Source organism: Chryseobacterium artocarpi (assembly GCF_001684975.1).
Lineage (GTDB): Bacteria > Bacteroidota > Bacteroidia > Flavobacteriales > Weeksellaceae > Chryseobacterium > Chryseobacterium artocarpi.
In genome coordinates, this window is record NZ_MAYH01000048.1 from 238,254 (window position 1) to 249,039 (window position 10,786).

The 10,786-nt window shown below is 34.4% G+C and carries 11 protein-coding genes; 8 read left to right on the plus strand and 3 right to left on the minus strand.

All coding sequences use genetic code 11. From position 1 onward, the window contains the following. The first annotated feature begins 4 nt into the window (after positions 1-4). Positions 5-763 (plus strand): LytR/AlgR family response regulator transcription factor, encoded by a 759-nt coding sequence (locus BBI01_RS18860; protein WP_065396191.1) that lies wholly within the window; start codon positions 5-7, stop codon positions 761-763. Positions 764-784: 21 nt separating this feature from the next. On the opposite strand, the gene BBI01_RS18865 is transcribed toward BBI01_RS18860, so the two are convergent. Continuing rightward, positions 785-1,180 (minus strand): winged helix-turn-helix transcriptional regulator, encoded by a 396-nt coding sequence (locus BBI01_RS18865; RefSeq protein ID WP_065396192.1) that lies wholly within the window; start codon positions 1,178-1,180, stop codon positions 785-787. A 101-nt stretch (positions 1,181-1,281) separates the two neighbouring features. Between BBI01_RS18865 and BBI01_RS18870 the strand changes: the two genes are divergently transcribed. Genes BBI01_RS18870 through BBI01_RS18880 form a run of 3 tightly spaced genes read left to right on the plus strand, consistent with a single transcriptional unit; the run spans position 1,282 to position 4,740 of the window. Next, positions 1,282-2,448, plus strand: coding sequence for an MFS transporter (locus tag BBI01_RS18870; protein WP_065396193.1), 1,167 nt, complete (start codon positions 1,282-1,284; stop codon positions 2,446-2,448). Positions 2,449-2,469: 21 nt separating this feature from the next. After that, positions 2,470-3,552 (plus strand): alkene reductase, encoded by a 1,083-nt coding sequence (locus BBI01_RS18875; RefSeq protein ID WP_065396194.1) that lies wholly within the window; start codon positions 2,470-2,472, stop codon positions 3,550-3,552. A gap of 9 nt (positions 3,553-3,561) precedes the next feature. After that, positions 3,562-4,740 (plus strand): MFS transporter, encoded by a 1,179-nt coding sequence (locus BBI01_RS18880; protein ID WP_065396195.1) that lies wholly within the window; start codon positions 3,562-3,564, stop codon positions 4,738-4,740. Between the two features lie 39 nt (positions 4,741-4,779). On the opposite strand, the gene BBI01_RS18885 is transcribed toward BBI01_RS18880, so the two are convergent. After that, positions 4,780-5,142 (minus strand): winged helix-turn-helix transcriptional regulator, encoded by a 363-nt coding sequence (locus BBI01_RS18885; protein WP_065396196.1) that lies wholly within the window; start codon positions 5,140-5,142, stop codon positions 4,780-4,782. 278 nt (positions 5,143-5,420) lie between these two features. Between BBI01_RS18885 and BBI01_RS18890 the strand changes: the two genes are divergently transcribed. The 3 genes from BBI01_RS18890 to BBI01_RS18900 are packed head-to-tail and all read left to right on the plus strand — an operon-like array spanning position 5,421 to position 6,807. Next, the gene (locus BBI01_RS18890) at positions 5,421-6,023 is read left to right on the plus strand and encodes a hypothetical protein (protein ID WP_065396197.1); all 603 of its coding nucleotides are present in this window, start codon (positions 5,421-5,423) and stop codon (positions 6,021-6,023) included. Between the two features lie 9 nt (positions 6,024-6,032). Next, the gene (locus tag BBI01_RS18895) at positions 6,033-6,587 is read left to right on the plus strand and encodes a hypothetical protein (RefSeq protein WP_065396198.1); all 555 of its coding nucleotides are present in this window, start codon (positions 6,033-6,035) and stop codon (positions 6,585-6,587) included. 28 nt (positions 6,588-6,615) lie between these two features. Then, positions 6,616-6,807, plus strand: a complete 192-nt coding sequence (locus BBI01_RS18900; RefSeq protein WP_065396199.1) for a hypothetical protein — start codon at positions 6,616-6,618, stop codon at positions 6,805-6,807. 15 nt (positions 6,808-6,822) lie between these two features. Here the strand turns inward: BBI01_RS18900 and BBI01_RS18905 are convergent, their stop codons facing one another. After that, entirely contained in the window at positions 6,823-7,089 is a 267-nt protein-coding gene (locus BBI01_RS18905) for a helix-turn-helix domain-containing protein (RefSeq protein WP_065396200.1), read from the minus strand. Positions 7,090-7,724: 635 nt separating this feature from the next. On the opposite strand from BBI01_RS18905, the gene BBI01_RS18910 reads away from it, so the two are divergent. After that, positions 7,725-10,742, plus strand: a complete 3,018-nt coding sequence (locus tag BBI01_RS18910; protein ID WP_065396201.1) for a SusC/RagA family TonB-linked outer membrane protein — start codon at positions 7,725-7,727, stop codon at positions 10,740-10,742. Positions 10,743-10,786 lie beyond the last annotated feature (44 nt).

Consider the following 10,786-nt stretch of genomic DNA (forward strand, 5'->3'; position numbering starts at 1 on the left):
TTTTATGAAAGTTATAATCATTGAAGACGAAAAATTTAATATTATTAAATTAAAAAAAATGCTTTCAGAAATTGATTCTAGCATTGTAGTCGAAAAAGAATTAGGAACTATTAAAGAAAGTGTAAATTATCTAAAAAAAAATACTGATGTCGATGCTATATTTATGGATATTCGGTTAGGAGATGGACTAAGCTTTGAAATCTTTTCACAAGTAAAAATTACCTGTCCAGTCATCTTCGTTTCTGCATATGATGAATATGCTGTTCAAGCTTTTAAAGTAAATGGATTAGATTATATTTTGAAGCCTGTAGATAAAACTGATCTATCAAATGCCGTTGAAAGAATCAAAAATAGAATCCAATCATCTGATACCAACAGCCTTATCAAGAGTTTATTGGAACAAATCAATAGTAAACAATTAGTTTACAGAAACAGATTTATCATAAATTTTCAAGATGAAATAAAGACAATCCAAACTGCAAACATTCATTTTATCACTTTGGAAGATTCGAAGACTTATATTCACTTGAATGACGGTACTAATATCTATCTAAATATGACAATGGACGATGTAGAAACTCAATTGGATCCAACAATTTTTTTTCGCGCAAACAGAAGGTGCATTATACATATTGACAGTATAGATAAAATAGTTAACTATTCAGTCAGTAAACTTAAAATAATTATAAAATCAAATAAAGAACAAGAGATAATAATAAGTAGAGAAAAAGTTCCTGTATTTAAAAAGTGGATAGACCGTTAAGTCTATCCACTTTTTTTTGTATTAATCACAAGATCCTACTTCTTTAGGATAAGGAAGGCTGTTTCCTGTTTCATTCCTGTGTTGTGCACCCCAAACCTCCAACAGTCTCCAAATAGGTATAGAATCAATTGCGAGTTGTGTTAACTCATAATCAACTCTAGGCGGAACAACTGGATGAGCAGTTCTTGTCACAAGACCATCTGCCTCCAACTCTTTTAATTGTAGAATTAGCATTCTTTCAGTAATGTTACCAACTCTCTCTTTTAATTCTTTAAATCGTAAGGTTTTATTCTCTAATTTACCAAGAATAAGAATTTTCCATCTTCCCCCTAACTTCCGAAGAGCATAGGATAAATCGCATTCATCCAGATGCCTTTCGTTGATCATATTAGTTGATTCCAGCTTTCTTTTACCCATTACATACAAATTTGTTTGTTACATACAATTAGCTTGATAATTGTGAAAAAAAGGCTTTACTTGTAATTTTGCACCTTAATTTTTACAAAGATAAGGATAATATGAAAAGGATTGCTTATATAGGAGCCATTGGAGTATTGGGAGTAATGACTACAGAATTTGGGATTATTGGTGTACTTCCTCAAATAGCTGAGCATTATAAAATTTCAATTGAAAAAGCTGGGACTTTACTTAGTGGCTTTTCTTTAGTAATTGCATTCACAGGCCCAATTGTTACTTTATTCACATCATCTTTTAATCAAAAAAAACTAATGCTTTATTCAATGCTATTATTTTTGGTATCGAATATCTTATCTGCTTTAGCTCCGCCATTTTGGGCTCTTATGTTGTTAAGGATGCTGCCTGCTTTTTTACAACCAGCATATATGGCAACCGCAGTATCGGTAGCAGTTTCTTTTAGCGATAAAAAAAATAAAAATGAAATGATGGGAATTGTTTTTAGTGGAGTTTCTATCGCAATGGTTACAGCAGTACCATTGGCATCATGGATTGCCAGCAAATTTTCATATGAATATTCGTACTTTATTGGAGCTGTTGTCAGCTTAATTGCCATGATATCAATTTATATTGGGCTGCCCAAGATGGAAAAAAGAGAACGAAAAAGTTTTGGAAGCCAGCTCATTATTTTAAAGAGACCTACCTTCATTATTAGTACATTGATGAACCTATTTAAAATAGGCGCTTGGTTTGCAACTTATAGTTATTTTGCAGAATACTTAAACAAAGCTAAGAAAATGGATCCTACAACTGTTAGCTATATGCTTTTTCTATTTGGTATACTTGGAGTAATTGCAAGTTTCATTGCTGGAAAAATGCTTAGTAAGGGTATTACAAAAACTACAATTTTCTTTTTATCTGGAACAATAGTTATTCCCATATTGTTACAATTTACGGGCGAATTCACAGTTGGCACAACAATTCTTATTGCTTTTTGGGGCTTTATGTATGCTCCTTGTTTTCTGGTTGCAACCGCATATATGATTTCTGCCGCACCAGATGCAATGGAATTTGCTAACAGTCTCCAAATTTCTTTTGGAAATCTGGGAGTAGTTTTAGGAACAAGTTTAGGGGGATGGGTTATAGCATCAATGGGTGTTGAGTTTACTCCTTGGGTTACTCTAGGCTTAGGAATATTAGCTTTACTAATGATACTACTGAGATCATTGGTAGAAAGAAAAAAAGAATCACAATTAGCAATCAGCCAATAACAATATTTAAATTAAAAAATTATGGATAATAATCTTAAAATATTTACGCCTTTAAAAACGCCAGCATTTACATTAAACAATAGAATTGTAATGGCTCCAATGAGTAGAAGAAGATCTCCTCAAGGTACACCTTCTGCTTCAGTAGCAATATATTATGGACAAAGAGCTTCTGCTGGTTTAATCATAACAGAAAATGTTGCAGTTTCTCAAAATGGAGTTGGATATTTGGACGCTCCTGCAATGTTTAATGAAGAGCAAAAGGAAGCGTTAAAAAAAATAGTTGAAACTGTTCATGAAAAGGAAGGCAAAATATTTATGCAGCTAGTCCACAGTGGTCGTGTAGGACATCATTTTAACCATAAAGACAATGCTGAACTTGTTGCTCCAAGCCCTATTAAGGCAAGTGGATTAATCAAGATCCCTACCGGTGAACATTTAGAAATGCCAGAACCGATAGAATTGTCAACTGAAGATGCTGAAAATTTGATTGACTCATTCGTTGATGCCGCAAAGACAGCAATTGAGTTGGGTTATGATGGTGTTGAAATACATGGAGCTCATGGTTTTCTTACTGAGCAGTTTTTAAATCCACATACTAATTTAAGAAAAGATAAATTTGGTGGAAGTGTAAAAAACAGAACTCGTTTTCTACTTGAAATTGCTGAGAGAACAGCGAAAGAAATAGGACCAGAAAGAACAGGAATAAGACTTTCTCCCTTTGCAGGAGTTAATGAAATGGCACCTTACAGTGAAGAATTAGAAACATATCAATACCTTATTGATAATTTAAATACCATTGGATTATTATATGTTCATCTTTCTGGATTTACCATAAACGGGAAACAGAGCATAACTGAGGATTTTATTCGAGATGTAAGAGCAAGATTTAAAAATTTGGTTATGTTAGCAGGTGATTACACTAAGGAATCTGCTGAAATAGCTATTGAAAATGGCTTGGCAGATCTAGTAGCATTTGGAAGACCATTTATATCAAATCCTGACTTAGTTAATCGTTTTAAAAACAATTTACCTTTAGCTGTAGGCGATGAAGAAACCTTTTATAAAGGTGGAGATTATGGTTATATCGACTATCCAACTGCATAAAGAAACTAAATGAAAGAATCAAAAAGGGCAACACAACTCATTTTTTTAGCTTGCGGAATAGCGTTATCAAGTTGGGCACCAATGATACCCCTAGCTAAAGACCGTCTTAGTTTAATAGATAGTGAACTGGGATTGCTAATGTTGTTTCTGGGATTCGGAGCCATTGTAGCAATGCCAATCACAGATTGGTTTATTCAAAAATTTGGATGTAGGACAGCTATTAGTGCTGCATCGGTTCTGATTTCACTCAGTTTGCCTTTTTTGATGATTATTAAGAATTGGACTTCAATGTCAATTTGTCTGTTTCTTTTTGGATCTGGTATTGGAATGATTGACGTTGCAATGAACGCACATGGAGCTTTAATAGAGAAAAAATTAAAGAAGCCTATTATGTCTGCACTTCATGGATTATATAGTATAGGAGGATTGCTGGGACCAATTTTGTTTGGCTTTATTATGAAAATAAATATTCCTACTATTTACAGTGCGGTTATCATTTCAATCATAATTTTACTAATTGTATTTTCCCAGTATAAGACACTTTTGAGTAAAAGTGAAGAAAAAAATATACAAAAATCTGAACAAGAATTTACTGAAAGCCGATTAAAAAAGAAAGGAGGTTGGTTGAATCCGGTTCTATTAATAGTCGGAATGATGTGCTTTATCGGTTTTTCTTCAGAGGGAGCTTTATTGGATTGGGGTGCATTATTATTACGAGATACAAAAGGTATAAATGAAAAATTTGCAGGAATCGGCTTTGCATGTTTTTCAATTGCGATGGCAGCAATGAGACTAATTGGAGACAAAATACTCTCAAAGTTTGACCAGGGCTCTGTAGTTTTTTATGGGAGTATAATAGTATTTATTGGATATCTAATGGCAATACTATCACCATCTATCCCATTATCATTATTAGGATTCGTTTTAATAGGAATCGGAGGAGCAAACATAGTTCCTGTATTTTTCAGTGTAGCGGCTAGTATTAAAAATGTAAATATATCAACTGCAATTTCGGTAGTTACAACATTAGGATATACTGGCATGCTGGTTGGACCTGCACTTCTTGGTATTGTTTCTCAACACTATTCAACTTCAGTCGCATTATTTATAGCTGGTTTACTTCTTCTGGTGGTTGGAATTGCATTTAAATTCAGCAACTTGTCATCATTTTTAAAAGAAAAAAAATAGTGACCAAATAGTCTAGATCACTAATTTAAATTTGATTCATTACTTCGAGTAACTATCTATGATTTTTGCTCTATGATTTTTTCCCCATTTATATAATTCTAAAATAACCCCTTCTAAAGATTGTACATATTCTGTAGGGGTATATTCTACCAAAAAAGCACTATCATCATACACGGTTCTTTTGATTAATTGGTGCTCTTCCAAGTCTTTTAGTTCTTTAGCTAAAACCTTTGAAGAAATTTTAGGGATACTACGTTCGATTTCTCTAAATCTTTTATTACCATTACTTAATGAGATAATAATTAGCAATTTCCATTTACCATTAACTACATCAAGGGCGTCCCGAACGGATAACATCAGAGATAAACAATCATCTTTTGTTTTGTTTTCTAAGTCTACCATCTTTAATTTCTTACTAAAATTAACATACTATAAAACAAAATTACGATTTTTATACGTGGGAACTTGCAACTATTTTTGAGACGAAATTCATATACTCATAAGCAATTAAAAATTTTTTCCCCTTAATTTAATTGTAAATTTATGATGTCAAATAAAGAAGGGCTGGCTTCCGTTATGTGTATCAATGCTAGAAAGTGATTATGCTATTACACTCTGGTTAGAAGAACTTTTACCGGATATTTGTAATTCAAATACTCCAATTTGTTAAATTAAAAAGAATGAAATTTTTTCCTCTATTTTTTATAACGATTGCATTCAGTAGCAAATGTTATGCGCAAAATGAAGACATCAATTATGCAGAATATCCTTACAAATACCTCGACAAGAACTTTAAGATCAAAATATCTGACAAAGAGTATCAGGAAACCGTTGATAAATATGGCTTTTACAGAGATAGGGTAATCGGGGTTTCATATAAAGATTCTTTAACGGTTATAATGGCAAAAGAATTTGGAGATGACTCACAAAAAGGTAATAGAGCAACCCTTCATGTTGGCTATGGCTGGGAAATGGTAGGTTATCATTTATGGATCTCTGCTGAAGAAGCTAAAGAATTCGCAAAAAAGTATGATGTTACACATCCATACACTTTTATGGTGTTATTAAGAAAGCCAAACAGTAAGGATGACCAATATATTAATGAATTTTTTATAGAGTTAAGAAAAAAAGCACTGGAATATACCAAAGATGAAAAAGTCAAGACTCTATCTATTCCTCACCTAATGGATTTTGCTATGTATAAATCTCCTAAAAGAATAAAAGATTTTCAAGATCTTGTGGATGAAAGGATAAATAAAAAAAAATTGAAAAAAGATTATTAAAAAATAACTATGAAAAAAAAGTTTCTCTTCTTGCTATTAATACAAGTCGTATTTGTTAGCTGTCAGAAAAAAATTACTGATCTTAAGCTTATAAGCTACGACGAAAGGTCAAATAATGAGCTAAAAATAAATGCCTTCTCTACTTTAGATAAAGATGGAGTTTTATTGGTTTATTTAGATAGACAAAGAGATAATGTATTTTACAAATATAAATTGAGTCAAAGCGAGATAGACCAGATAAATACTTTAGCTAGTAAAAAATTAGAAAATTATGTTATCAAAAAATCATTAGATCTAAATCAAGGCTACGCTGGTAGCAGGAATTTTATAAGTTTTAAAGTAAATGGTAAGGAAGACAAAATATGTTTTATTAAACCTTTTATGGATTCTGATTTTAATAAAATTATAGATTCGCTTGAAGATAAAATCTACAAACAGGAAGATTCGCAAAGAACTGAAGCATTTCAGATTGATTTCAAAAAGACAGAAAAGGAAATAGCTAATCAAAATCAGATTAACAATTATCTTCCAAGCAAGTCACTACCTCCTCCTCCGATGCGATAAAATTCTTATATTTACAAAAAGCACATCTATGAAAGCATTAAAAATCTACAGTATTATTTCAACTATTGCGGTTCTTATCTTATCAGTAAGTCTTTATAATACGACAAAAAACTACAACAAAACTCAAAACGAGTTTGATAAGACGAAAAAAGAATATAAAGAGACAGAAGAAGTCCTCCAACAATGTTCCGATCGTTATTATAAAGCAATTGGTAAATAAAAGAAAATCCTTGCTTTACTTAATGGTAGGTTCATTAATGAAAATGGGACTGTCAAAAAATTCTTTTAAAGAAATGTTTAAAGCAATACATATTTTGTTAATGCTATAAATTGATACTCCTCTTTCGTTATTTAGGCTTTCCCAGCTATTTATTAACTGTTTGTCTAATCCGATATCATTTGCAAATTCGGTTTGATTATTAGTTACGCTCTGTCTTAATTCCTTCAGTCTTAGAATTATTTTTGTTCTTAGGATTTTATCTTCGTCAGTTAACTTTGCCATATGGCAATTTTGATATTATTTAAAAATAAATAGTAAAGCATATGCTTTACTATTGCGAATTTTTTATTATATTTGTAAAATAGGTTACAATAAATGTAACTTTGCGATACTTCAAAGAATAATAGAAGCTATTGCTTAGAATCTTGCTATTGAAAACTGGTAATTTTACGCACGCAAGACGATAAGTATTAAGCTCACGACCTAGGCGTGGGCTCTCTTATCTGTGTGCAGGGTATACCAGTACCTCAATAGCTGATAATGTAGAGTTCCCATGCCGTCTTTTTTCTAATGCAGTCCTTATTTTCTACAATCTAAGCACCTTCAAAAACATAGTATCAGATTATACGATACAGTGAGGTGTACAACTCATTGCGGCTTTATAGCTTTCACGGGACATAATTTCATTCATATTAAATGGCTTTCAAGTGCCTTGCGGTTTTTTAAGCGAAATCCTTTACCAAGAGGCACTGCGAAAGTTTTGTTTTCAAATACCTGAATCCAGAAGTAATAATAAAAAAGAAATGAAGAATAATCAGTAAATAATTAAAAAGCCCCTACCCTATCTGCCGACTAAAACATTCAGGGAAAGGAGCCTCAATTATTGAAGAGTTTAATTAAAAAACCCATACAAAACTATGAAAAAATCCTATTCTAACATAGGAGGCATTGGTCTTGTGTTCATATTAACCGCAGTATGTGGCAATATTAAGGCACAAACCAAGACAGTGACGGGAACTGTTACTGTCGGAGAGAATCAATCACCACTTTCGGGAGTCGTTGTATCTCAGGAAGGTAGTGATCAAGTTACCTTAACCAATTCAAAAGGCATTTATCAATTAGAAATAACAGGAGAAAATTCTACTCTACTTTTTCGGCATCCACAATATGCTGAAAAGAAAATTACTGCAAATGGCAAAACAGTCATCAATCTTAAGCTAGATCAAAAGGAACAAAGCATCGAGGAAGTTGTTTTAAATGCAGGTTACTATAAAGTTAAAGAAAGAGAAAGTACTGGGAGTATTGCTAAGGTTTCTGCTAAAGATATTGAAAACCAACCTGTGACTAATGTTTTATCTGCCGCTCAAGGGAGAATGGCTGGTGTGTCGATAACACAAAATTCAGGAGTTCCTGGAGGTGGATTTGATGTGCAAATACGAGGTCGCAACAGTTTAAGAAATCTCTCCAATTCGGAGATAGACGGCAATCAGCCATTGTATGTGATCGATGGTGTTCCTGTAGGAGGTTCTATGACCTCACTGTACAGTGCATCAATACTTCCAACAAAGAATATCAATCCGTTGAATAGTATCAATCCTAATGATATAGAAAGTATAGAGATCCTGAAAGATGCGGATGCTACAGCTATCTACGGTTCCCGTGGTGCTAATGGAGTAGTGCTGGTCACCACAAAACATGGCAAAAATAAAAGACTGGCTTTCAACATTACGACCAATTATGGACTCAGCCGTGTGGCATCAAAAATGAAAATGATGAACACCGTACAATACCTCGACATGAGACGTCAGGCCTATTTGAATGATGGTATCTCAAATTACCCTGCAAATGCCTACGATATCAACGGAGTATGGGATCAAAGCCGGGATACCGATTGGTCAAAAGTACTGATGGGCAATACGGCTTCTTCCTACAGTACCCAGTTCTCATTGAGCGGAGGTAGTGAGACAACGTCATTTTTGCTGAGTCTCGGACATTCAGAACAAACAACCGTATTCAGAGATGATTTCAGGTATCGCACGAATACTCTTAATAGTAATATCAGCCACCGTTCAAAGGACAACAGGTTTCAGTTGAATGTATCAAATATATTCTCCAAGATCGACAATAATCTGGTCAGACAGGATATTTCAAGGCAGGCTTACCTGCTGGCACCGAATTCTCCCCAGCTGTATAACGCTGACGGAAGTCTGAACTGGGAAAACAATACCTACACCAATCCTGTAGCTATGTACAACAGTACTTATTCCAATGATAATTTGCAATTTATAACCAACATCAATACAGAATATGAGATTATCAACCATCTAAAGCTGAAACTGAATGGCGGTATCAATTACAATACCTTTGAAGAATGGGCATTACAGCCCAATACCATTTACAATCCGGCAACCGCCACAGGGCAGTCGAGCGCTTACTCGCGTACATCAAAGAATAATCAAAACCGATTCTCCTATATTCTGGAACCTCAGGTAGAATGGAGTTTAAAAAAGACAAAGCACGAAATAACTTTGCTTGCCGGAACAAGCATTCAGAATGAGACCAATCGGTCAGGATCATTGGTAGGCGTAGGATTCGACAGCAATCTCTTTATGACAAACATCAGCGCAGCGAAAACCAGAACGGTTGGTGACCAGATCAACAGTGAATACCGATATGCCGCATTGTTCGGCAGGATCAACTACCAGTTCGATAAAAAATACTTTATCAATGTGACGGGTCGCAGAGATGGCAGCAGCCGATTCGGTCCCCAAAAGAGATTTGTAAATTTCGGAGCGGTTGGCGCTGCATGGATCATTTCGAATGAGAATTTTTTAAAAGATTCCGGATGGTTAAGCTTTGCAAAATTGAGGGGGAGTTTCGGAACCGCAGGCAGTGATAATATCGGGGATTATCAATTTCTTGATAATTACACGACCTCTACTTTAATCTATAATAATGTGACCGGGTTACTCCCTGCAAGATTATTTAATCCTGATTATAGCTGGGAGAAAACGACCAAACTTGAGACTGCTTTGGAATTAAGCTTTCTAAAAAACAGAATCAATTTCACGGGCGCATGGTACAGAAACCGTTCTTCCAACCAATTGGTAGGGATCCAGCTTCCCACAGTAACAGGCTTCAGTTCTGTACTGGCAAACCTGGATGCAACTGTTGAAAACCGTGGTTTTGAATTTGAATTGAGCGCAAAACCGTTATCCGGAAGGGATTTCATGTGGCAAACAGACTTTAACATCAGTTTTCCAAAAAATAAGCTGCTTTCTTTTCCGGGACTGCAAGGATCTACTTATGCCAACCGGTATGTAATCGGGGAATCAACATCCATCGTAAAACTATACCAGTATGAAGGCATTGATCCTGCTACAGGATTATACCGTTTCAAAGATTTTAACGGTGATGGTAAAATATCTTCACCTAACGACAATCAGATAATCGGCAACATTGATGTGCAGTATTTTGGAGGCTGGAGCAATACTATCAGATATAAAAACTGGGATATGTCCTTTCTTTTCCAGTTTGTCAAGCAGGATAACTTCAACTATAACCGGAATATGCTTATTGCAGGAAGCCAGAGCAATCAACCATTAGAAGTATTGAACGTTTGGTCAGCGACCAATCCCAATGGCGCTTATATGCCCTATACTACCGGTGCTAACGGAACAAAATCAGCACTGCACACCTATTTCCAAAGCAGTACGGAATCAATTTCTGATGCTTCGTTCATACGCTTAAAAAACCTGCAGATAGGCTATTCCATTCCGTTACAATCAGATGTTCTCAGAAGTGTTAAAATTTATTTGCAGGGGCAAAACCTTTTGACCATCACCAACTATTACGGGATTGATCCTGAGTTTGTAACCGCAGGATACCTTCCACCGCTAAGAACCTATTCCTTTGGCGCACAAATTAACTTTTAATAGTGTTATAATGAAAACAATATATTTGAAATATAAATTATTTT

Excerpts from the sequence above, each read along its gene's own strand:
- BBI01_RS18900 (WP_065396199.1), top strand. The coding sequence starts at position 6,616 with ATGAAAGCATTAAAAATCTACAGTATTATTTCAACTATTGCGGTTCTT.
- BBI01_RS18910 (WP_065396201.1), top strand. The coding sequence starts at position 7,725 with ATGAAAAAATCCTATTCTAACATAGGAGGCATTGGTCTTGTGTTCATA.
- BBI01_RS18870 (WP_065396193.1), top strand. The coding sequence starts at position 1,282 with ATGAAAAGGATTGCTTATATAGGAGCCATTGGAGTATTGGGAGTAATG.
- BBI01_RS18885 (WP_065396196.1), bottom strand. The coding sequence starts at position 5,142 with ATGGTAGACTTAGAAAACAAAACAAAAGATGATTGTTTATCTCTGATG.
- BBI01_RS18895 (WP_065396198.1), top strand. The coding sequence starts at position 6,033 with ATGAAAAAAAAGTTTCTCTTCTTGCTATTAATACAAGTCGTATTTGTT.
- BBI01_RS18905 (WP_065396200.1), bottom strand. The coding sequence starts at position 7,089 with ATGGCAAAGTTAACTGACGAAGATAAAATCCTAAGAACAAAAATAATT.
- BBI01_RS18890 (WP_065396197.1), top strand. The coding sequence starts at position 5,421 with ATGAAATTTTTTCCTCTATTTTTTATAACGATTGCATTCAGTAGCAAA.
- BBI01_RS18880 (WP_065396195.1), top strand. The coding sequence starts at position 3,562 with ATGAAAGAATCAAAAAGGGCAACACAACTCATTTTTTTAGCTTGCGGA.
- BBI01_RS18875 (WP_065396194.1), top strand. The coding sequence starts at position 2,470 with ATGGATAATAATCTTAAAATATTTACGCCTTTAAAAACGCCAGCATTT.
- BBI01_RS18860 (WP_065396191.1), top strand. The coding sequence starts at position 5 with ATGAAAGTTATAATCATTGAAGACGAAAAATTTAATATTATTAAATTA.
- BBI01_RS18865 (WP_065396192.1), bottom strand. The coding sequence starts at position 1,180 with ATGGGTAAAAGAAAGCTGGAATCAACTAATATGATCAACGAAAGGCAT.